General features: G+C 45.4%; 20 protein-coding genes and 1 tRNA gene. 14 read left to right on the top strand and 7 right to left on the bottom strand.

Annotated elements, in window-relative coordinates; all coding sequences use genetic code 11:
• Positions 1-2,553 carry an MFS transporter gene (locus CALK_RS04490; protein ID WP_022636469.1) on the bottom strand — a complete coding sequence of 851 codons (2,553 nt, stop codon included), beginning with the start codon at positions 2,551-2,553 and terminating at the stop codon, positions 1-3.
• Positions 2,554-2,834: 281 nt separating this feature from the next.
• Here CALK_RS04490 and CALK_RS04485 point away from each other — a divergent pair, with 281 nt between their 5' ends.
• On the top strand, positions 2,835-3,965 hold the full coding sequence (locus tag CALK_RS04485) for a cysteine desulfurase family protein (RefSeq protein ID WP_022636468.1): 1,131 nt from the start codon (positions 2,835-2,837) through the stop codon (positions 3,963-3,965).
• Complete coding sequence (gene thiI / locus CALK_RS04480; RefSeq protein WP_022636467.1) at positions 3,962-5,194, top strand: tRNA uracil 4-sulfurtransferase ThiI; 1,233 nt, start codon at positions 3,962-3,964, stop codon at positions 5,192-5,194. The genes CALK_RS04485 and thiI overlap by 4 nt, the downstream gene beginning before the upstream one ends.
• On the opposite strand, the gene CALK_RS04475 is transcribed toward thiI, so the two are convergent.
• The 4 genes from CALK_RS04475 to CALK_RS04460 all read right to left on the bottom strand — a co-directional run bounded on the left by CALK_RS04475 (position 5,186) and on the right by CALK_RS04460 (position 9,102).
• Positions 5,186-6,418: a response regulator gene (locus CALK_RS04475; RefSeq protein ID WP_022636466.1), complete on the bottom strand. Its 1,233-nt coding sequence runs from the start codon at positions 6,416-6,418 to the stop codon at positions 5,186-5,188. The genes thiI and CALK_RS04475 overlap by 9 nt on opposite strands.
• 196 nt (positions 6,419-6,614) lie before the next feature.
• Positions 6,615-7,733, bottom strand: a complete 1,119-nt coding sequence (locus tag CALK_RS04470) for a glycosyltransferase family protein (protein ID WP_022636465.1) — start codon at positions 7,731-7,733, stop codon at positions 6,615-6,617.
• Positions 7,730-8,260: a Fe-S-containing hydro-lyase gene (locus CALK_RS04465; protein WP_022636464.1), complete on the bottom strand. Its 531-nt coding sequence runs from the start codon at positions 8,258-8,260 to the stop codon at positions 7,730-7,732. The genes CALK_RS04470 and CALK_RS04465 overlap by 4 nt, the downstream gene beginning before the upstream one ends.
• Entirely contained in the window at positions 8,257-9,102 is an 846-nt protein-coding gene (locus tag CALK_RS04460) for a fumarate hydratase (RefSeq protein ID WP_420806140.1), read from the bottom strand. Before CALK_RS04460 ends, CALK_RS04465 begins: the two co-directional genes overlap by 4 nt.
• Positions 9,103-9,383: 281 nt before the next feature.
• On the opposite strand from CALK_RS04460, the gene CALK_RS04450 reads away from it, so the two are divergent.
• The 7 genes from CALK_RS04450 (at position 9,384) to trpB (ending at position 16,209) form a co-directional block, all read left to right on the top strand.
• Positions 9,384-11,474 (top strand): polyribonucleotide nucleotidyltransferase, encoded by a 2,091-nt coding sequence (locus CALK_RS04450; protein WP_022636461.1) that lies wholly within the window; start codon positions 9,384-9,386, stop codon positions 11,472-11,474.
• Positions 11,475-11,693: 219 nt separating this feature from the next.
• The gene (locus CALK_RS04445) at positions 11,694-12,104 is read left to right on the top strand and encodes a hypothetical protein (protein ID WP_022636460.1); all 411 of its coding nucleotides are present in this window, start codon (positions 11,694-11,696) and stop codon (positions 12,102-12,104) included.
• A gap of 2 nt (positions 12,105-12,106) precedes the next feature.
• Positions 12,107-12,412 carry a hypothetical protein gene (locus tag CALK_RS04440; RefSeq protein ID WP_022636459.1) on the top strand — a complete coding sequence of 102 codons (306 nt, stop codon included), beginning with the start codon at positions 12,107-12,109 and terminating at the stop codon, positions 12,410-12,412.
• Positions 12,413-12,485: 73 nt separating this feature from the next.
• A complete protein-coding gene (locus tag CALK_RS04435) occupies positions 12,486-13,778 on the top strand; it encodes a 3-isopropylmalate dehydratase large subunit (protein WP_022636458.1) in 1,293 nt (430 codons plus the stop codon).
• Between the two features lies 1 nt (position 13,779).
• On the top strand, positions 13,780-14,310 hold the full coding sequence (locus CALK_RS04430) for a 3-isopropylmalate dehydratase small subunit (RefSeq protein WP_022636457.1): 531 nt from the start codon (positions 13,780-13,782) through the stop codon (positions 14,308-14,310).
• A gap of 321 nt (positions 14,311-14,631) precedes the next feature.
• The gene (locus CALK_RS04425) at positions 14,632-14,883 is read left to right on the top strand and encodes a hypothetical protein (RefSeq protein WP_022636456.1); all 252 of its coding nucleotides are present in this window, start codon (positions 14,632-14,634) and stop codon (positions 14,881-14,883) included.
• A 99-nt stretch (positions 14,884-14,982) separates the two neighbouring features.
• Entirely contained in the window at positions 14,983-16,209 is a 1,227-nt protein-coding gene (gene trpB, locus CALK_RS04420; RefSeq protein WP_022636455.1) for a tryptophan synthase subunit beta, read from the top strand.
• A 492-nt stretch (positions 16,210-16,701) separates the two neighbouring features.
• On the opposite strand, the gene fbaA is transcribed toward trpB, so the two are convergent.
• Positions 16,702-17,772: a class II fructose-bisphosphate aldolase gene (fbaA, locus tag CALK_RS04415; protein WP_022636454.1), complete on the bottom strand. Its 1,071-nt coding sequence runs from the start codon at positions 17,770-17,772 to the stop codon at positions 16,702-16,704.
• Between the two features lie 180 nt (positions 17,773-17,952).
• Here fbaA and CALK_RS04410 point away from each other — a divergent pair, with 180 nt between their 5' ends.
• The 5 genes from CALK_RS04410 to CALK_RS04390 all read left to right on the top strand — a co-directional run bounded on the left by CALK_RS04410 (position 17,953) and on the right by CALK_RS04390 (position 21,731).
• The gene (locus CALK_RS04410) at positions 17,953-18,855 is read left to right on the top strand and encodes a hypothetical protein (RefSeq protein ID WP_022636453.1); all 903 of its coding nucleotides are present in this window, start codon (positions 17,953-17,955) and stop codon (positions 18,853-18,855) included.
• 58 nt (positions 18,856-18,913) lie between these two features.
• Positions 18,914-18,990: transfer RNA gene (locus CALK_RS04405), tRNA-His, on the top strand.
• Positions 18,991-19,046: 56 nt separating this feature from the next.
• A complete protein-coding gene (locus tag CALK_RS12530) occupies positions 19,047-20,420 on the top strand; it encodes a sigma-54-dependent transcriptional regulator (protein ID WP_022636452.1) in 1,374 nt (457 codons plus the stop codon).
• Positions 20,413-21,381, top strand: a complete 969-nt coding sequence (locus CALK_RS04395; protein ID WP_022636451.1) for a radical SAM protein — start codon at positions 20,413-20,415, stop codon at positions 21,379-21,381. The genes CALK_RS12530 and CALK_RS04395 overlap by 8 nt, the downstream gene beginning before the upstream one ends.
• Positions 21,382-21,383: 2 nt before the next feature.
• On the top strand, positions 21,384-21,731 hold the full coding sequence (locus CALK_RS04390) for a phosphomannose isomerase type II C-terminal cupin domain (protein ID WP_204365298.1): 348 nt from the start codon (positions 21,384-21,386) through the stop codon (positions 21,729-21,731).
• 159 nt (positions 21,732-21,890) lie between these two features.
• Here CALK_RS04390 and CALK_RS13005 read toward each other — a convergent pair.
• Positions 21,891-22,111: hypothetical protein (locus tag CALK_RS13005; protein WP_034636787.1), on the bottom strand; the 221-nt coding region annotated here is incomplete at its 5' end.

Below are 22,111 nucleotides of genomic sequence, written 5' to 3'. Positions count from 1 at the left end.
TCACTCGCTTTGTTGATTTATCAAATACAAGGTGCTTTCTCGTACAACAGGCAGGCCGCTTAGAAGATATATCTCAAACACTTCGTCGAGGGAATGAAATTCACGGGGACAGTGTCCTCCTCCCTCCATAAGGGTTACAATAAGTTTATTGATGCGCTTGGAAGAAGCTGTATCAATAATATCAACAACACGAGAATAAATCGTACGAGAATAAATATGAATCTTATCAAGTATCGTGTTGACGGCATTACTTGCATCTACAATGGCAACACACTCAAGAAGATTATTAAAATGCAAGCTCTGTTCTTCCTGCTCAATAACCTGAATATAGTATTCCAAATATGGATCTACACGACCTGAATTATGCAGAAAGGACCGCAAATAATGCAAGGCCTGCCGAGACACCAAGAACTTCTCATACTCCTGTTCAGCAAAACGCTCCAGACGCTTTACCATGGACTCCCCGACATGTACTCTACTATGGGCCAAAGCGCGCAAAACAAAATCCGTAGTATAACTACTACGAAACTCTCCCATATGGGCAACGATATCCGCTTCCCCATCTCGATGAATAAGCCACGCAACCTGCGAAACAAGCTCACGTTGTTTTTGTTCACTCACCGCCTGATACATATCGACAAGTTCAAAAAGCAGGGCATAATCCCGCGAACGAACCACCGCCGCAACAAAGGATTTCCAATAGGAAAAACTGCGCAGCACCCGAACAGTTCGGGTATACCAATACTGTTTTAACGCCTGAGTAAGTCGATTCGTAATTGGGATATGCGCAAGAACCCAAAGGGCAGACTTCTCCTCCCCCTCTGCATCTATAAAAAGCATCTCCTCTAAACGGGCTTCCAAAGAATATTTTTGTGAAAACCCCAGATAAAAAAGAATGTATATGGCATTTCCCCGCACACGAGGAACAGCGTGGGAAAGAAATGCAGCATAGACTGTTTCCTCCTCCTCCTGCATACTCCAAAGGGCAATCAATACATTGGCCACCACACGTGGATCTGTTTCGGCGCGAAGTAAATACCGTACAAAGGGGAGCACGTTCCGATTCTTTGCTTTTCCGAGGGCAGAGACGATATAGGCTTGCACATACGTATCCACCAGAGGATACCAGTGAATAAGTCGAGCTATGGCACGATCATTATCAAGCTCTACCAAAATATCCACGGCACAAAACTTCAACTCTCGCGGCTGCTCTTCGATTACCGTATCAAGAAGCTCCAGCCCCTTTTCATAAGAAAGACTTTGGCTAATACGTTGAGGGACCTCCTCAGAACTTGTCCGGTGTAAGTATCCCAAGGCGGTAAAAAGATAGTGCCGTCGCAATCGTAAGGTTATACCAAGAGCGATAAGGGAGAGAAACAATAAAATGACAAGCATCTGGGTTTGAGAAGAGATGAGCACGATAAGCCCCGCAGAAACAGCCATGGCAAGAGGCTTGAAGACACCGTCGATGGTGAGTTTACCCCGACCACGAAGATCCTCAGGAAAAATTGAAAAAATATTTTGATAATTGGGTGAAAAAAAAGAATCAAACACGGCAATACGCAGCCCCATGGCAGCAATAACTGTATGTATGTAGAGATCGAGACCGTGCATATCGAAATACCACATGGCAGCAAAGGACAGAAAGAAAACAAATGGAAGTACTGTCAATACGCGTATCCAGCCGATATATCGAGTAAGCCGACCGGCAACAAAGGCTTGCAAAAGAAAGGTAATGAGAAGGAACCCACCTTTAAAGTACCCGAGAAAGCCGGAAATAGACAGGGCATCTTCATACTCTGAACGAACCACATCATAGAAAAGATATTGTTGGCAGAAAATAATTATGAAAATAAAAAAATAGGCTGTTGCCATGGTATTCAGAAGAGGCTGACGCATCAAATCGCGAATATTTCGACCCAACACAGAGAAATGCAACGAAACCTGTCGATTAAAACGGCGGCGGGAAAAATGATGCCCCAGGGAGTATACCATGGCTTTGACCAGCAGAGCTGCTGTAAAGAGTAGAAGAATCCATACCCACAGGAGTTGCAAAGGTGTATAGGTTTTCACTAACACTGGTATAGAAAATGTTCCCACAATCGCCCCAAGGGTTCCCCCGGCGGCAATAAAGGGAAAATGCTTTGCACCGCTTCGGCTATCGGCAACATCATTAGCAAGGGTCCATGCAAGCAAAAACATCATAATCTTTCCTGTATAGGAAAGTACGTACAACACAAGATATACCCACTCACCGAGAAAATGAAACAGGCGTAACAGAAATAGAGACACTGCATAGGTTACGAGAAACAGGATAAATATCTTCCCTCGATTATAATTATCAATAATTGAAAGGGCAAGGAAGGATAAAACAAACAAAATAAGTGCATTTACAAAAAACAAATGTGAAACAACCTCTGCACTGTATACAGAAAGTACAAGAGCCTCTGATACGGTATCACCAACGGAGGCAGCAAAAAATACTAAAAAAAGGAGGGTGAAAAAAAGCACCCGATAGTGAAGTGTGGAGAAATACTCCGTAACATGTCGCATTATATCAAGTTACCAATCTACGATAAAAGAGTATACACCTACAGTATACGATAAGAAAAGAGGCATTTCACAGCTTTTTCGCAAACATGCACTTTGGACCGTCAAGAAGGGTGTCCAATGGAAGCTAAAAAAAACAGACAACACTCTTTTTACACCTTGAAATCAACGAAGCAGATGTTCCCGGTTCCATAAAAAAACAAGGCTTTTCCGCACACGCAAAAAGGAACCAAAGATTCTTTACCCCTTTGATACAAATAGTATATTTTACACACGGAGGTAGTATGATTTATCTTGATTCTGCGGCGACTACATCGCCAGATCCTACTGTGTTAGAAACATATACTAAAGCAGCGCAGCGCTATTTTGGCAACCCGAGTTCTCCTCATGGTATGGGTATTACAGCAGAGTCTGTTCTTACTCAAGCAAAAGAACGTACCCGTAGACTTCTTTCTGCTCAGGAGTACACTCTTTTTCTCACCGCATCTGCCACAGAAGCAAATAATCTTGCCCTTATCGGGCTTGCTCATAGATATCGCCATCGGGGACGTCACATTATCTCTTCCACCATGGAACATCCTTCTATTTTAAAAACCCTCTCCTACTTAGAAACACGGGGATTTACTCTTACTCTACTGCGTCCAGATACACGAGGAATCATTTCCCCAAGCCGCATTCAGAATGCCCTGCGGGATGATACCAGTATGGTCACCATAATGCACGTTAACAATGAAACGGGGTCCATATCACCGATACAAGAACTGATACACACCGTACATCGCCACTCACATGCGGCCTTTCATTGCGATGCTGTACAGTCCTTGGGCAAACACGGAAACGCCCCCATAACTGCAGAGGCTGATACCATTTCATTTTCGCCGCATAAATTCCATGGATTAAACGGAATGGGAGGACTGCTCTGTAAAAAAACAATACAGCTGCCCTCCTTTATTCATGGAGGGGGGCAGGAAGAAGGCGTACGAAGTGGCACGGAACACTGTGCGGGTGCAGCAGCCATGGCTCGGGCTCTTCGTCTGAGTCTTCAAGAAAGCAGAAAGCACCACGAACGGCTGTGTCGCATGAATGATCTTTTTCGCGCTCACCTTACTTCACTGGAAGGTATTGTAATCAACTCGCCTGAAACCAGTTCTCCCTATATTCTGAATATAAGTATCCCCGACAAAAAACCTGAACCCTTTGTCTCCGCCTTGTCAAACGCGGGCGTTTATATCTCTACAAAATCTGCCTGTGCGGCCAATGGAACTGGCGAAAGCGTACCCATTCGTGAAATGACGGGCTCACTTCGGCGAGCACGATCAAGCCTGCGTATAAGCTTTACCTACAAAACAAGGACTGACGAAATACAAGAAGCCCTGGAAATAATTACGAACACCTATACAAGGATGTATTTATGACACCCCAAAACATACTGTATCTTCGATTTGGCGAACTCTTTTTAAAAGGAAAGAATCGCCACCGCTTTATAGATACCCTAATACACAATCTGAAACAGCGACTCACCCCCTTTCCTCATACAACCCTGCATCATAATTATTACAGTGCGACGATTATGCTGAATAAGACCCCGCTTGCCCCTGTTGAACGGGCACTCTCCACTCTATTCGGAATACAATCCTTTGCCGTGGGCGTACCAACAGCAAAAAATATTGAAACGATCTGTACAGATACGATACCCTTACTACACCATCATAATATCCCTAAAAACAGCAGGATTCGTATTCAAGCACGACGTTCATCAAAGGATTTTCCCTACAAATCCATTGAGATCGGACAGAGACTGGCACAACATCTTACAGATCACAGTCCCTATACAGCAGCCGTACAACCGCCACACACCACATTGACTGTCCAGATTCGTAAAAAAGATGCCCTACTCCTTCTGGAAAAAGGGAAGGGTCCTGGGGGAATGCCCGTAGGCACTGCGGGAAAGGGGCTCCTCATGCTCTCCGGCGGCATCGATTCTCCCGTGGCAGCCTACCTTCTCATGAAACGGGGCATTGCTGTTGAAGCCATCCATTTTGAATCGCCTCCCCACACAACACAAAGAGCACGACAAAAAGTATTTGATCTCGCTCACCGTCTAGCTTCCTATATGCCCTCACAGACAATACGCGTGCACACCATTCCCTTTACCCACCTACAGGAAACACTTTTCCAATCGACCCCTTCCAGCTATGGCATGACGATTATGCGACGCATGATGTACCGAATCAGCCATGCCCTTGCCCAAAAAAAGGGAATTTCTCTTCTCGCCAACGGAGAAAGCATCGGGCAAGTTGCATCGCAAACAGTAGAAAGCATGGCAGCGATTACTCCCGTCACCTCTCTTCCTGTTCTGCGCCCCCTTGCCTGTATGGACAAGGAAGAAATCATCTCCATAGCCCGGCATATTGATACGTACGATATATCCATACGCCCATATGATGATTGCTGCACCCTTTTTGTGCCCCCGAATCCGGCCACACGTCCCCGGGAAGAACTGTGCCAAAAATACGAAGAGCACTTTCCCTTTACCGAGCTAATTTCCCAATGCCTTGAAAAGTATACGACCCATACTATATCAGCAGATAAACCATACCACGTAAATCAGGAACTCACGGAAACAATTGACGACCTACTCTGAAGCCCCCTGGGAGTCCATGGAAGGAACCCATACTCGCTCATAATAGGTGATACAAACACTTCGCCACTCATCCCACCGGTCTAGGCCAATGGTTTCGTCTACATAGGTCCGATCCATATACTCTGTGCCGAAATTAATCCGTCGCTCCTGTCTTTCAAGGGCAAACATATCTGCTGCATGGAGTATGGATAAAAGCATATTATCTGCACTAACACACTTGCTGGGAGCGTGATGAAATGCCACCGCTTCAACCGTTCTATACTGAAACCCCCACAAGCCCAAAAGATATGCTCCAACCTCAGCATGATCTGCGCCTAACACCTGTCGCTCTGATTCTGAAAGAGATTCACTGGTGACAGAGCTAATACCAATGGCTTTGCCATACTTGTCGTGAAACGAGGACTCAAAAACAAGCCGTCCAAGATCGTGGAGAAGCGCTGCCATCACTGCAGTCTCACGAACACTCTTGCGAACCTTATGATATGCACAGATTTCCCCTACAAATCCAGCAACTAATTTACTATGTATCATAACCTCTGCAACGGAATCACAGGTCTCTTTTTCGGCAAAATGGGAAAATAGATGGGATGAAACAACCAATGACTTAATCACCTCTGCTCCCAAGAGAGTTACCGCTTGAGAAGGAGTTGTAACGGGCTCTGCAATAGCAAAAAAAGAAGAATTGATTAATTTTAAGATCGTGGTAGAAAGCCCCACATCTGATTCAACAATAGCCCCCACTCTCCGTAAGGATGGTTCCGAACGATCAATCTCCGCCTTAAGCCGATAATAGGCATCGGGTAAGGCAGGAATGGAATCCATGGAACTAACCATATCCCGAGCATGTCGACTAATAACCAGACGATGCAATCGGTAGAGATTTTGCACAATCTCCTCTATGCGATCTACCGAATGCGCTTTACGCAAAAACTGATGCGCCAAACGAACAATATCGAGATAGCCCTCAATCTTCTCGTGATCTGTTAAGATCAATCGGATAATACGGGGATACCGCTTCCGGACATATTCCAATATCTGAGTTCCGTCAAACAGAGGCAGCTGAAGTTCCGTTACGATAATATCAACATCAAGGTAGTTGAGATAATCCACTGCAGCCAATACATCTTCTGCATAAAAACAGTCCCACTGAGAAGAGTTACTGAAGACAGACTGATACCGCACTATCCACTGGGGATCATTATCAACAAAAAGAACTGTATGCACACACCCTCCAAAAAATTAAGTATACCCTATGGACATACAATTGCAAGATATTACGACATCTCTTGATAAAGACGAAATACTCGTTGTTTAAACTGTGCCGGAGAATACCCCGTGGTAATACGGTGATAATTTTCTGTGATGTGCCTCTGAGCACGATCACAAAGGTCGTGTATCCCATTACGGCGCCGTATCTCTTCTAACAGCAGGGTATCGTTCCTATTTTTTCAAGCCACTGCATTTGTTGGTTTCGGCTGAGGCAAGCAAAGTCGGTCCAAACACCATAAGCGGGCACCAAAAGAACATCATATATCCCGGAAAACACCACTCCACGGGCACAAAAATCTTCGGTTACAGCGGGAATATTTCTTCCCAGCAGAGGTTTTCCCGCAAGAAATGATTCAAGAAAAACAAGACCAAACCCTTCCATTACACTTGTGGTAACCACATAGGTACAATGTTCATAAAGACTGCCAAAGTCTCCTTTTTTTGCAGCATTAAACAGCAGAGGAAGAGTATGTAATGAGGAAAAATGGCGCCACTGCTCATACCCCTCACGCTCCTCGGGGGTTTCCGGTTCCCTACTAATCAGCCACACTCCTTCTGGATCAATAAGCTGAGAAAGAAGGATAAACTCACCGATATTCTTCCGCTCTATGGCACGAACAGGATAGAAATACCACGATTTCGTTTCATCAATCTTCAAGGAACAGGCAAGCTCCATCCGCGTCATATTTCCCCGGGGAGGAGGCTCCACAGGATTTGGAATATACGAGGTTGATTCAAAAGAAGAAAGAGGGCTTCGGGAAAGATCGCTTTTATTAATACACACCCAATATACACGCCCGTGCTGCGGGTACATCAGGTCTTCATACCGTGCATATCCAAGAGATGCCGCTGCCTGCTGTACCTGTTTGAATAATGCCGGACGATCTTCCACAAAATCATGGCAATGAATACAAAAGGGACATCCGGCACGAGCTGCTTCAACAATGGCTGCATTTAAACGAGGATTTTTTCCGATAACACTATTGTGTACATGAAACAATGTGCCCGGTTCTTGATCGCAAAAAAAACGCAAAAGTCTCAAATACCCATCAAGGCTCTCTCCTTGACGTATAGCACTGGCGTAATCAAGAAGAGGTTCTTCAACAAGTGAAAACCGAGGATCCTCTGGCGGAGAGTAGTCGGCCGCATCTCCTGTATAGAGCACAAGCTCCAAAGCCATATCCTTCTGAAGGAAGAGAGATATCTGTTGTTCTATGATACGACGGACCCCCCCACGACGCATGTGGTAGTGTACCACAACGATCTTCATGTATACAGAGACTTTCCCTGAGAATCTATGGCAACAATCAAGGGCATATCTCGAAGGGTGAGTTTTCGAATAGCCTCCGGCCCTAAATCGGGATACGCGACAATCTCAGCAGCCACAATTGATTGAGAAATAAGTGCTGCTGCACCACCCACGGCCGCAAAATAGACCGCCCCATGCGTCTTCATTGCGTCCACAACAGCATCAGAGCGATCTCCCTTTCCAATCATGGCAGCAAGGCCACACCGAGATATCAGTTCCGGCGCATAGGGATCCATACGATAGCTCGTTGTTGGGCCTGCAGATCCAATAACCGCTCCAGGCTTTGCCGGCGTAGGGCCGACATAGTATATAACCTGATTTCGTAAATCAAGGGGAAGCTCTTTACCCGTTGCAAGCAATTCACACAACCGCTTATGCGCAGCATCGCGGGCCGTATAGATATCTCCCTGCAATACTACCTGATCGCCGGCGGATAAACTCCGTATAGTACCTGTATATAAGGGAGCCGAAAGAGAAATATGTTTCATAGGGTTACCTCCGCATGACGAGCGGCATGACAGTTTAAGTTTACCGCCACGGGTAATTGAGCAATATGACAGGGATAGGGAGTAATATGGACTGCAAGAGCAGTGGTTCGCCCTCCGAGCCCTTGAGGACCTACGCCGGAGCTATTAATCTGCTCTAAAAGCTCCTGCTCAAGACGGGCATAACGAGGATCTTCATGGGGAGTCCCCACGGGCCGTAGCAAAGACTTTTTTGCCATGAGACAACACTGCTCAAGAGTTCCTCCAAGGCCAACCCCTACAATAGTGGGGGGACACGGATTTCCTCCTGCTTCCACCACCGTACGAAAGACAAAATCCCGCACCCCCTCCACTCCGTCAGCCGGTTTTAACATAGCCGTACGACTCATATTTTCAGAGCCTCCCCCCTTCGGAGCTAAGACAATACGAAGGGATTTTCCCGGCACACTCCGAAGATGTATCACTGCGGGAGTATTATCATTCGTATTGACGCGATCAAAGAGTGGATCGTGCACAATTGATTTTCGCAAATACCCCTCAGTATATCCACGCCGGACTCCTTCTTGACACGCCTCTTCCACACTTCCCTCGTCAAGACAACAGGCAGTACCCATCTCTACAAACAGCACCGCAAAGCCCGTATCCTGGCATATGGGTAGTTTTTTTTCAGCAGCAATCCGAGCATTCTCAATACATTGTTCAAGAATAGCACGGCCACGAAAATTCTTTTCAGCATGGGCATACTTTTCCATGCGCGCAAGAACGTCCGCAGGTAAATATCGAGCCGCCTCGAGACAAAGATTGCGCACTGCAGAGACAACCTGATCCCGCGAAAGCATGCGTATATCCACTACAACCTCCGGTAGCACTAAGTATGGTACAGATATTTGCAAAAGAATATACATCGTGGCGAACCTGCCCCATGGAAACACCTGGCAAAAGAACCACCATGCATATCCAAACGACCTATTTTCCGCGTTACATCCATGGGAAAAGAAATAGTTGTATATATCAAAAAAAGCAAGGTGGTGTTTTTAAAAAGAAAGTGTATTTTTTGTACATGCAACATTCAAATCTATATATATTGATTTTACGAAAAAGTGTTATAATTAGTAATGGAGAATGAATGACAGTTCACAGTAAGTCTGTTACCGTTGATGGTACAGAAATCACTCTTGAAACCGGACGAATAGCAAAACAGGCGAATGGATCAGCTACCATTCGCATCGGCGATACAATCCTTCTCAGCACTGCCTGTAATGGTACGGCCCGGGAAGGTATTGATTTTTTTCCTCTCACCGTTGAGTTTATCGAGCAATCCTATGCTGCAGGGAAAATCCCCGGCAGTTTTTTTAAGCGTGAGGGGCGCCCCAGCACGCACGAAATTTTAAGCGCGCGGGTTGTTGATCGACCCATTCGCCCTCTCTTCCCAAAAGGGTATAAAGAAGAAGTGCAGATTGTAAACACGGTTATCTCTGCAGATGAAGTACATCCTGCAGACGTAAACGCTGTTACGGCAGCATCCTTTGCCCTTTGCATATCCGACCTTCCCTTTAACGAGCCTGTGGCAGCAGTACGTGTAACGCGTCTCGACGGAAAACTCAAGGCCATGCCTACTCGTGAAGAAGCTGAAAAAGGCGACTTCAACATTATTATCGCAGGAACAGCCGACTCAATCATGATGGTTGAAGGTGGTTCCTATGAGGTAACTGAGGACGAAATTGTGGATTCGATCATGTATGCCCATGACCACATTAAGTCCATTTGTCAAATGCAGAAAGAATTTCTCGCACAGCTCAATGTTTCGGAAGTTCACTTTGAAGCGCCGGAAGGCAGAAGTAGTGACATTGACGCAGCAGTAAAAGAAATTGTTGGTACGCGTCTTCACGAATATAGTTTTCTTTCCGACAAGGAAGAGCGCTATGAGAAGCTCGCTGATCTTCAAAAAGAAGTCCTTGAAGGGCTTGAAGAAAAATTTCCTGAGCAAGAAAGTGATATCAAAGCAGCATTCCATGATCTTGAAGCAGAGGATATGCGCACCACAATTCTAAAAGAAGGCAAGCGCATCGGTGGACGTGGTCTTGATGACATCCGTAAGATCACCTGCGAGCTTGACTTTCTTCCTCGAGCGCACGGATCTGCTATTTTCACTCGTGGTGAAACCCAAGCTCTTGTTACAACAACCCTGGGAAATAAACGTGATGAGATGATCGTTGACAACCTCCAAGAGGATTTCCGTAAAACATACTATCTTCACTATAATTTTCCTCCATACTGTGTTGGGGAAACCGGTCGCCTCGGCATTCCAAAACGTCGAGAAATTGGCCATGGTCATCTCGCTGAGAACGCCCTTTCTCCTGTTCTCCCCCCTGAGCAGGTGTTTCCCTATACGGTTCGTATTGTATCTGATATTACCGAGTCCAACGGCTCATCCTCCATGGCGTCTATTTGTGGCGGATCTCTCTCTTTAATGGCCGCAGGTGTTCCTATCAAATGCCCAATTGCAGGTATCGCAATGGGACTTATTAGTGACGGTGATGACCTCGCCATTTTAACTGATATTCTTGGTACGGAAGACCACTTAGGTGATATGGACTTTAAGGTTGCTGGAAGTCGCGAAGGCATCACGGCAATTCAAATGGACATCAAGATTGACGGCATAACACCGGAACTGATGAAAACAGCCCTTGGGAAAGCACGAACTGCACGTATGAAAATTCTTGACATCATGGAAGAATCCATCGCAGAACCACGAACACAGCTTTCCAATTTTGCTCCGGCCATTGTTACAACAAAGGTAAACGAGAAAGATATTGGTATAATTATTGGTCCCGGAGGAAAAACGATCAAGGAAATGCAGGAAGAACACTCTGCTGATATCAACATCGCTGACGACGGAACTATTACCATTGCAGCACAAAACAGGTCAGATGCTGAGGCGGTAAATGCCTTGATTGAAAAGTTAACTGAAAAACCTGAAGTTAATAAAGTATACGAGGCAACAGTTAAGAAGATTGTTGATTTCGGTGCATTTTGCGAATATCTTCCCAAACAGGAAGGTCTGCTTCACATCTCTGAAATTGACCATACACGGGTCGAGGATGTAAATGCCTACTTGAAAGAAGGAGACACAATAAATGTGAAAATTATTGGTCTTGAACGAAACGGTAAGGTGCGGCTGAGTTTAAAAGCACTCAAACCCAAAAGTGAAGCATAGACATAATAGAGGGCCCTTTCGGCCCTCTTTTTTTACGACACACACAAAGAACCTTTTACTGTAAACGCAGCATCTATATCACATTGATTATGAAATTATTACAAAAAACTTTTTTTTGAGCATAGTATTATCCCCTCTTTCGGTACTCCTTAAGAGTTGCATAAAACACCTCCTCCATGATAGAATGATACCATACACGTTCGTATCAGGAGTATTTTCATGTGGGATAATGGAGTATGGATACTAGCCTTTCTTCTCTTTGCCTCTGCATACCACGGAAAGTTAACAAAACTTACCCCCAATAACAGCACCGAAGAAGAACAAAGTACTTTTTTTGCGTCTCTACACACAGGCGACCTTATACTCTGCCATGGCAATAGTTTTTTTAACAAGGCTGTCACCCTTCTCACAAACGGATCCCCGTGGGGGCATATCGCCATGGTAGTTCGTACCCCCACGGGAAAAATTTTTCTGTGGGAATCAAATGTAAAAAAAGATACAATTCGGGAAGTACTGGGAGATACTGCAAAGGAAGGCCCCATGCTCACCAGTGCACAAACCCGACTATGCACCCCTAATAAGCAATATGCCCTGCGGCGACTCACCTCACCCGCTGCGAGAAAAAAATAAGCGTGGCACTTCCCACCTGCATCTCACAGGAATACAAGTCCCATATCCCCAGCGGGCAGCGCGTTGCCCTTTTTGCCCATATGGGAAAGTATTTGCGTCGCGAAACACGGGAGGGAGTATTCTGCAGTCAACTCATGGCAAAAACCTTGATGGAGGCTGGGGTATTACAAAAAAATCGTGTCTCAAACTGGTACACCCCCGCTGACTTTGGCTCTGAAAACACGCTTCCCTTCATCGAAAAAGGGCTCTACAAGAAGGAACAATTTTTTCGTTTTTCAAACACAAAAGTCATTGTTGAATGTAGCTAAAATAATATTCTCCCCCGATTTTTTAGAGCTGCAAAATATATATTACGGCGAAATTTTATTTTCAGGAGGAGAGATGGGTAAAACCCTGGTTGAAAAGGTGTTTGAAGCCAAACTGCGTGATGTCCCCTTCCCCGGAACACATGTACTGAATCTTGACGTTGTAATGTGCCATGAAATAACAACTCCCGTGGCCATTGCAGATCTTGAATGGCGAAAAAAAGACCGTGTCTTTAACAACACAAAAATAAAAGCGGTCATTGACCACGTTACCCCTGCAAAAGACAGTAAAAGTGCCATGCAAGGTAAGATACTCCGCGACTGGGCAGATCGTCACAACATAAGGGATTTCTTTGATATTGGACAAAACGGAGTCTGCCACGCCCTCTTCCCGGAAAAAGGATTCATCCGTCCTGGATATACCGTAATTATGGGAGACAGCCATACCTGCACCCATGGTGCCTTTGGAGCGTTCTCCTGTGGTGTGGGCACAACGGATCTTGAAGTGGGGATTTTAAAAGGCGTCTGCGCCTTCCGGAAACCCGAAACAATACTTGTTGAAATATCTGGAACCCTAGGCAACCGCGTCTACGCAAAAGATATTATGCTCGAAATTATTAAAAAACTCACCGTAAATGGTGCAACAGATCATGTAATTGAATTTCGTGGTGAAGTGGTAGATAATTTCTCCATGGAAGAACGGATGACCCTTACCAATATGGCAATTGAAGCTGGTGGCACCTCCGGTATTTGTATGCCCGATGAAAAAACAGTAGACTATCTTTGGGAATTTATCGCCGAAGAGTATGAGCACGATCGCTCTCGTGCAATAGAAGATTTTAAGAAATGGTGGTCAGACTCCGATGCATCATACGCACAGGTTGTCAAAATAGATGCATCAGCGGTTGAACCCTGTGCAACCTATGGGTATAAACCCGATCACGTTGACAATCTCCGTAATTTTACAGACGCACGGGTTGACCAAGTCTATATTGGTAGCTGCACAAATGGACGTCTCTCTGACTTACGAATTGCCGCGGAAGTTACAAAGGGGCATCGCCTTGCCCGAGGCACGCGTGGCATTGTTTCTCCTGCAACTCCAAAGATATATCGCGAAGCCCTGAAAGAAGGACTCATCGATATCTTTCTTGATGCTGGGTATTTAGTGTCAAACCCAACTTGTGGTGCCTGCCTTGGTATGAGCAACGGAGTGCTTGCAGAGGGAGAAGTTGCCGCTGCTACCACAAATAGAAACTTCAACGGTCGCATGGGTAAAGGTGGGATGGTACACCTTATGAGCCCTGCCTCAGCAGCAGCTGCGGGCATCACGGGAAAACTATCTGACCCACGTGACATAAAGGAGATATAATATGAAACAATTTGGTGGATCACCACTCTTTCTTGACAGATCTGATATCAATACTGATGAGATTATTCCGGCAAAATATCTCACAGAGGTAACTAAAGAGGCATTACAACCCTATCTACTGGAAGACCTATCCCTTGAACGATTTGACCCGAAGGGAGAGCAATTGCGTAATGCTGAAGTACTGATCACCCGTGAGAATTTTGGGTGTGGCTCATCGCGAGAACACGCTCCCTGGGCCTTGGAAGTAAACGGCATTCATGTGGTCATCGCAGAGAGTTATGCACGCATTTTTCGTCAAAACATGTTTAATTGCGGCATGCTAGCCCTTGAGCTTCCTAAGGAGGAAATAAACAATATCTTTGCCCTACAACAAACTCCACACCTTACCTGCGCAATTATGATGGAGGAACAACGGCTTACCTTTTCAAATAACGAAAAGGAGTTGTACAATTGTACCTTTTCCCTCTCTGAATTTGACAAAGCCCTTGTTGAGGCAGGAGGGTGGGTAGAGTTTGCCGATAGTCGATATTAGGGCGATCTACCAATACAACAAGCCTCATATGGACCAATTACTACGGACCTCTCCCGTACATCACGGGAGAGGTCCGTACCACAAATTCCCCTCCTACCGATACGACTGATTCACTGAAAGCCCACCGCATCGCATAGTGCTCAAACAGTTCTTCTCATATCATACCAGTACTACAGGACATTCTCGTACTATTGCCTTATTCATGCTCATATGGTACCCTTTAAACGCCCCTGTTTCAGTTTTATTCAAATAAAAAGATAAAAAGATAAAGCACCAGCTTACAAACACCGATAGTATAGTAGGGTTTATTAGGAGCATATTATGAGAATTGGACATACCGCAGCAGCTCAATACAACTACCATCGAGGCAGAGGTACAAATTCTCCTGCTGAAAATAAGTCCGTGAGTAAAAACAAGTCTTCCCGGAATGTGCGTAGAGACACCTATGAGGGGGGAAAAGCGGGCTCACTAAATGAAGTGCAGAAACGAATTAAAAATGATTTTTATAACTCAGATGTGGTAAACGAAGACTTGTCAGAAGTTTTCTCAAAATTATTTGATCAAAAATTATAATCCTCCTGCCTTCCCCGAGAGATAATTTCACTAATTCACATCTAAGGGGAGTACAATATCTTATATTGTCATGGTTCAAAGATACACGATGGAGGTACTATGTCAGCAGTTGATCCGGGCAAAATGCCTGACGAAAATGGGTTTTTCGGTGAATACGGTGGCCGCTTTGTTCCCCCGGAGCTTGAAGGCGTTCTGGAAGAGATAACCGATGCCTACAATGCCATTAAAGATACCGCAGAATTTCAGGAAGAACTTGCGTACTATGGCAAACACTATATAGGAAGACCAAGCCCAATCTTTCACGCGAAGAATTTAAGCAGAACCGTTGGCGGTGCCCAGATTTATCTAAAACGAGAAGACTTAAACCATACGGGTGCACACAAGATCAACCACTGTATCGGTGAAGCACTTCTTGCAAAAAAAATGGGGAAGAAAAAGATTATTGCGGAAACCGGTGCTGGACAGCACGGCGTTGCCTTGGCAACAGCTGCCGCCTTAGTTGGTCTTGAATGTGATATCTACATGGGAGAAGTAGATATCCAGAAAGAACACCCCAATGTTGTGCGAATGAAGATATTAGGAGCACGGGTAGTACCTGTTTCTCATGGTCTTAAGACGTTAAAAGAAGCGGTTGATGCCGCCTTTGAAGCATACCTAAAAGATCCTGTCACACAGCTCTATGCCATTGGCTCTGTGGTTGGGCCGCACCCCTTCCCCATGATGGTACGCGATTTCCAAAAAGTAATCGGTGAAGAAGCAAAAAAACAGTTTCAGGAAACTTCCGGTGGTTCTCTTCCTACAGCCTTAGTAGCTTGTGTTGGTGGGGGAAGTAACGCCATGGGGTTATTTACCGCCTTTCTTGACAATGACGATGTCGAACTCTATGGAATTGAACCGTCGGGAACAGATGTAGAGGAGATTGGGAAACATGCCGCCACCATTACAAAAGGTGCACCGGGACTTCTCCATGGATTTAAATGCTATAATCTTCAAGACGAAGAAGGTACTCCGCACCCTGTCTACTCTGTAGCCTCGGGGCTTGACTATCCGGGAGTGGGCCCCCAACATTCCTACCTCCATGATATCCAGCGGGTAAAATATCGCCATATTGGCGATGAAGAAGCTCTGACCGCCTTCTTTGAACTGGCTCGTGCTGAGGGTATTATACCCGCCATAGAAAGTGCTCATGCTGTTGCCTTTGCTCAAAAACTCGCACGCACCCTTCCGTCGGATGCCACGGTGCTTGTAAACCTCTCAGGACGCGGAGATAAAGATATTGACTACGTGGTGGAGCAGTACGGTAGCTCCTTTGGTATCACTCTCTAAAACGTAACGGGGAGAGTGAGGAATTACGCGCTCTCCCCTCTTATGCCCCTTACACACTCCGTATATGGTGGTTCTTACTCCCTCTTTTAGTTTCACAACAAGCAGTATCAATCTATCCGTTATTTGCCTCTGAAACCTGCACAGAGCCCTTTCCACTGCTTCTCGTGTATCTTCCCAACGACCTTCGACATATCTTATAGATAGAAATTGAGTATCCACCCAATGATATTCGAATTTAATCTCCCTTGAATGAACCTCTAGACATTACGCTCTTTGCCGTTCCAGAATGGGTGATCTTCCCAGGTAATTGGTGTATAATCCCTATAAATCCTCAGACACAAGATTTACCTCCAGCTGCTGATTCCTGCCCACGGGATCAACCTTGCCCTTTGGCTACGAAACGCAGAGATTCACCGCTAGGGCAAGCCCCTCCATACAAAAAAGGAGCCACCACACGGTGACTCCCCTTCATGAGATATATTACCGCCGGTATTATCCCTTGTACTCCAGCGCATCGTATGCTTCAAGTACACGAGTAACCATACCTTCTTCAGAAGCACGAAGCCATTTACGAGGATCGTAATACTTCTTATTCGGCTTATCATCCCCATCGGGGTTTCCAATCTGCCCTTGAAGATAGTCTTTATACTCAGTATAATAATCAAGGAGCGCTTTCCAGGTTGCCCACTGTGTATCGGTATCAATGTTCATTTTGATAACACCGTAGGTAAGAGATTCTTGAATTTTCTCCGGCTCTGAACCAGACCCACCATGAAAGACAAAATTCACTGGTTTTTCTTCAGTTCCGAATTTTTCCTGAATATGCTTTTGTGCAGCATCAAGAATTTCAGGGCTCAAGATAACATTGCCGGGTTTGTAAACACCGTGTACATTTCCAAAGGATGCTGCAATGGTAAAATGAGGAGAAACCTTGCTAAGCTCTTCATAGGCATAGGCGATCTCCTCAGGTTTTGAGTAGAGGTCTTCCTTATCCACATCGGTATTGTCAACACCATCTTCTTCACCACCGGTAATACCAAGCTCTATCTCAAGACCCATCTCTATTTTTGAAAGACGCGCAAGATACTCTTTTGATGTAGCAATGTTTTCTTCCAAGGGTTCTTCAGAGAGATCCAGCATGTGTGAAGAAAAGAGCGGACGACCATGGTTTTTATAATAGGTTTCTCCATACTCAATAAGTCCATCCACCCAAGAAATAATGTTTTTTGCACAGTGATCTGTATGAAGGATTACAGAAACCCCGTACGCCTCAGCAAGACGATGAACATGTTCAGCACCGGCAATAGCACCAAGCACTGCGGCTTCCTGACCATCAAGGGAAAGCCCTTTCCCTGCGTTGAAAGAAGCACCACCGTTGGAAAACTGAATGATCACGGGACGATTAATCTTCGCAGCCGCTTCCATTACAGCGTTAATGGAATCAGAGCCCACACAGTTTACTGCAGGAAGGGCTATCATTTTTTCTTTTGCAATTTCATAGGCTTTCGTAAGCTCTTTCCCGTACAATACACCGGGGGTAATTGCGTCAAAGGCATTGCTCATAGTTCATTCTCCTCATAAAGTTAAGAATCTACCAATCAAAATATAATATATGGGAAAATTACATACTACGGCAAACCGTTTGAGGCTATTGAAAAAACATTTGTGAAATAATTTTTAATGTGTCTTCGCCATTTTTATATATTCAACACTGTATGCTATTAACACCCTTACGGAGGTATCATGTGTAAAACAGCACTGGTGACCATTCTCTCTCTTTTTATTCTCACCATCTCCAGCACGGCCCGTGAAAAACTTGTCTTTCATTCTCCGGAAGGATGGAGTACCCTCCGAGATGACAGCCTCTCGATTCAGTTTATCAGTGATGAGAGCGTGTACGAAAGTACCGTATCTTTGATGTTAGTAGAACGCAACCTTCATGGACGAGAACGCATTGTCAGCCGAAGCAACGCAGATATTTCCCCGTCGGGAAATACCGTATCTATGCAGACAAGTCTCCGAAACATGGGTGGTGAAGCTTACTATTATCTGCGATGGGCTGTTCCGGATCACAATCTATCGGGAACTGTTGGTCCCATATCAAAATACCGTATTAGCTCTCACGCACTCAATGAGGAAATCCCCGTACCCCTCTTTGAAGAAGGATCACTCTCTGATGAAGCCGTGGCAGAACAGTACGCGCAAGTTGCAGAAGAGGAACTTCCCACCAACGTCTATATGGCAGCAACTCCCGAAGAGCTAATTCTAGCTGCCCATACTGAAAAAACGGGAACCATTGCTCTCGATCCTGCCAATGCAAAAACCGGGTTTCCCCTCTTTTCGGTTCGCTATATTTCCTTAGATACTGCAGCTGAAATGCCCTTTTACTATATCGATCGGCGAAGCTCTGCTGATACAACTTCCGTGGAGATTTCGTATCGGTCTCGTGAGTGGTTTGGAGATATGAATAGTACAGAAAGAGATTCTCTTCGTATTATACGAATTCCCTGGAATAATCTTGGCGTAAAATTCCAGAAAAACCGCCGTTTGGGCTTTGCCTATCTTGCTGAGCAGGGAGCGATTCCTGAAAATGCCGATTCATATATCCCCGCAACATGGAGCAACATAAAATTAGAGAAAAAATAATATCACCCTTGCATTTTACGTTCGTGCCATATATATTAGAGCGTCTTTGAAAGATATGGTGGCTGTAGTTCAACTGGTTAGAGCACTAGATTGTGGTTCTAGTTGTTGTGGGTTCAAGTCCCATCAGCCACCCCATACATATAAAAAAGGGTTCCCTACGGGACCCTTTTTTTGTCTCTTCCGGAGGATCTATGGAAAAACCATGCATATTAGTTGTCGATGACGATGTTCACATGAGATCATCAGTGGTGGAGTTTCTAAGATTCTCAGATACCTATGAAATTCTTGAAGCTGAACATGGCAAAGCTGCTCTGAATTGCTTAAAAAAAACACGCGTGCAAGCAATTATCTCTGATATAAAGATGCCGGAAATGGACGGTATTACCCTTCTGAAAGAAATACAGCATCGGTATCCCCATACCCCCGTACTGCTCATGTCTGCATACGGTGATATTCAAACTGCCGTAGAAGCAATGCATTGCGGCGCCTTTTATTTTGTCGAAAAGGGGCGTCCCTCCTTTGTTGATGAACTTGAAACCCTTCTAAAACGTGCCCTTGACACTTCTTCTCTCCAACGGGAAAATACGCTGTTACACCGAGAAAATCGCACCCTTCGAAAAGCCTTGCGAACAGATTGGAACTATGTGGGCACCACCGCCAAAATCCAGAAATTACGCAGCCTAACGGAAACCGTGTCGAAAAGTCGATCCACGGTTCTTATCACGGGGGAATCAGGAACGGGGAAAGAGTTAATCGCCAAATCCATCCACGCCTTAAGTGATCGGGCGGGCGGTCCCTTCATAAAAGTTAACTGTGCTGCCCTTCCGGAGGGGTTGATTGAATCGGAACTCTTTGGACATGAAAAAGGTGCCTTTACGGGGGCTATTAAATCTCGCAATGGGAAATTTGAGCTGGCATCGGGAGGAACCTTACTCCTTGATGAAATTGGGGAAATGCCCCTCAGTGTGCAAGCAAAACTCCTTCGTGTTCTTCAGGAAAAAGAAGTAGACAAGGTGGGAAGTGATGCACCAGTGGATGTTAATGTCCGTATTATAGCAACAACCAACCGCGATCTCCATAAGGAAGTGTCCGAAGGTACCTTTCGGGAAGATCTCTACTACCGTATCAATGTATTCCATTTCACCCTGCCACCCCTTCGTGAAAGAAAAGAGGATATTGAAGCCCTTGCTGAGCATTTCATTACCAAATACAATGAAGAAAATGGGCTCTCCGTAACCGGGCTCTCTTCGGGTGCCGCCGCTGAGCTCCTTGGGCATAGCTGGCCCGGAAATATCCGAGAGCTTGAAAATGCCATCGAACGAGCGGTTGTTCTCACAGGACAGGGAACTATAGAGCCAGAGACGCTCTTATTACGGAAATCTCCCCAGGAAAAATCCGGCCTTACTCCCGGAATGACCGTGGCGCAAGCAGAGCGGGAGCTTATTTTTAAAACCCTCGACTTTTGTAATAACAACAAAACAAAAACCGCTGAGCTTCTCGACATTTCAATCCGCACCTTACGAAACAAACTCAAAGAGTATGAAAATGAGGCTGCCCATGAGTAACTATCAATATCTTTTTGGCCCCATTCCTTCACGACGCCTTGGTATATCTCTTGGTGTCGATCTAGTGCCGCATAAGGTATGTACCATCGATTGCGTATACTGCGAATGCGGTGCCACCTCTACCCTCACAACAGATCGAAAAGAGTATGTTCCCCGTGCGAAGGTACAGGCAGAACTGGCCGAATTTCTTGCAATAAAGCCACAGTTGGACTGCATTACCTTCTCCGGCGCAGGGGAACCCACCCTCAATTCTGAGATTGGTGCACTTATTCAGTGGATACAACGGGAATACCCCGCGTATACTCTTGTGGTGCTTACCAACGGCACCTTGCTCCATCTTCCCACGGTTCGTCGTGAAATCGCCTCTCTGGATATTGTAAAAATATCCGTTGATGCCGTTGCCCCCGCTCTCTTTACAGAAATAAATCGCCCCGCCGCTTCACTTACCGTGAGCGCTATGATGGAGGGAATTCAACAGTTTTGTTCTGAGTGTACCGGAAAAATTTGGCTGGAGCATTTTCTTATCCCAGGAAAAAACACAGATGAAGCATCCCTGCACCAGCTGGGCACCTATTTACAAACCCTCACAGCTGAAAAACTCCAACTCAATACCCTTGATCGTCCTGCCCCTGAGTCATGGGTAACTCCTGCTGATGCTGTTACCGTGCGCATGGCCCAGGAGATACTCCAAAGCTATCTTTCGTATCCCGTGGAAAATGTGAGTAAAGTAGACACGACTTACACGTTTTCAGACAAAACCACCCCCATTGAAACACTCATCTGTAACTATATCTCTCGGCGTCCCATGACCTTGCAAGATCTACAGCAGACTACGGGGAAGGACGAGAAAGAACTTCATGCAGTCTTAGAAAAACTTTCTCAGGAAGAACTGATTTTCTCCCGCACAGAGCAACGTGGTATATTTTACGAAACCCGTAAGAACAATGGTACGAAGGAGTAATGGTGGGTGATATCTGTTTTACACGCCCCTGGGGAACCTACACAATTCTTGAAGATTCTCAGGCATATAAGGTAAAAAGAATTAATGTACTACCGGGAAAGCGTTTGAGTCTGCAATCCCATTCAAAACGTGATGAACTCTGGACCATGGTACAAGGAGAAGGGGTGGTAACCCTCGATGGGCTGGAAATCACCTTCACTTACGGTAAAACCATTGATATCCACCGCGGACAGAAGCACCGCATTACCAATACGGGCTCCCTCGAACTTATTTTTATTGAGGTTCAAACCGGCGAATACTTCGGAGAAGACGATATTGTTCGGTATGAAGACGACTTTGGTCGCGTATAAAGAAAGACTCCATCAATGCCCCCTGCTCAGCTGGAAGGCACAACATTCAGACATCAAACATGATGACTGTTACGGCAGAGGTGTATCATAGCTTGAGATAGTGTTACGAATTGTTCGCAATTTTATTTTCATAGAGGCTCCTTTAAAGAGGTATCACGACTACTCATTTTCCTCTTTTCCCTTTTCTGGTTTTGACTGTTTTGGTAGAGTATAGGTATAGCCATCTTTAATAATCTCACGCCTTAGCAGACCAAACCCAATCTCCAGTGAAAGATCATAAAGTGCAACCCGGCTTGTGGAATCAAGATCCGTTACGGAAAGAAGGGTTATACTATCTATGGCTGCCGATCTTCTTGGCCTTGAGGTAAACAGTAAGTGTC

Source organism: Chitinivibrio alkaliphilus ACht1 (assembly GCF_000474745.1).
Classification (GTDB): domain Bacteria; phylum Fibrobacterota; class Chitinivibrionia; order Chitinivibrionales; family Chitinivibrionaceae; genus Chitinivibrio; species Chitinivibrio alkaliphilus.
Note: the sequence above shows the minus strand (reverse complement) of the source record. Positions and strands in the feature narration are given on the sequence as shown.

Excerpts from the sequence above, each read along its gene's own strand:
- thiI (WP_022636467.1), top strand. The coding sequence starts at position 3,962 with ATGACACCCCAAAACATACTGTATCTTCGATTTGGCGAACTCTTTTTA.
- CALK_RS04430 (WP_022636457.1), top strand. The coding sequence starts at position 13,780 with ATGAAACAATTTGGTGGATCACCACTCTTTCTTGACAGATCTGATATC.
- fbaA (WP_022636454.1), bottom strand. The coding sequence starts at position 17,772 with ATGAGCAATGCCTTTGACGCAATTACCCCCGGTGTATTGTACGGGAAA.
- CALK_RS04490 (WP_022636469.1), bottom strand. The coding sequence starts at position 2,553 with ATGCGACATGTTACGGAGTATTTCTCCACACTTCACTATCGGGTGCTT.
- CALK_RS04395 (WP_022636451.1), top strand. The coding sequence starts at position 20,413 with ATGAGTAACTATCAATATCTTTTTGGCCCCATTCCTTCACGACGCCTT.
- CALK_RS04410 (WP_022636453.1), top strand. The coding sequence starts at position 17,953 with ATGTGTAAAACAGCACTGGTGACCATTCTCTCTCTTTTTATTCTCACC.
- trpB (WP_022636455.1), top strand. The coding sequence starts at position 14,983 with ATGTCAGCAGTTGATCCGGGCAAAATGCCTGACGAAAATGGGTTTTTC.
- CALK_RS04470 (WP_022636465.1), bottom strand. The coding sequence starts at position 7,733 with ATGAAGATCGTTGTGGTACACTACCACATGCGTCGTGGGGGGGTCCGT.
- CALK_RS04450 (WP_022636461.1), top strand. The coding sequence starts at position 9,384 with ATGACAGTTCACAGTAAGTCTGTTACCGTTGATGGTACAGAAATCACT.
- CALK_RS04435 (WP_022636458.1), top strand. The coding sequence starts at position 12,486 with ATGGGTAAAACCCTGGTTGAAAAGGTGTTTGAAGCCAAACTGCGTGAT.
- CALK_RS04485 (WP_022636468.1), top strand. The coding sequence starts at position 2,835 with ATGATTTATCTTGATTCTGCGGCGACTACATCGCCAGATCCTACTGTG.
- CALK_RS04465 (WP_022636464.1), bottom strand. The coding sequence starts at position 8,260 with ATGAAACATATTTCTCTTTCGGCTCCCTTATATACAGGTACTATACGG.
- CALK_RS12530 (WP_022636452.1), top strand. The coding sequence starts at position 19,047 with ATGGAAAAACCATGCATATTAGTTGTCGATGACGATGTTCACATGAGA.
- CALK_RS04445 (WP_022636460.1), top strand. The coding sequence starts at position 11,694 with ATGTGGGATAATGGAGTATGGATACTAGCCTTTCTTCTCTTTGCCTCT.
- CALK_RS04425 (WP_022636456.1), top strand. The coding sequence starts at position 14,632 with ATGAGAATTGGACATACCGCAGCAGCTCAATACAACTACCATCGAGGC.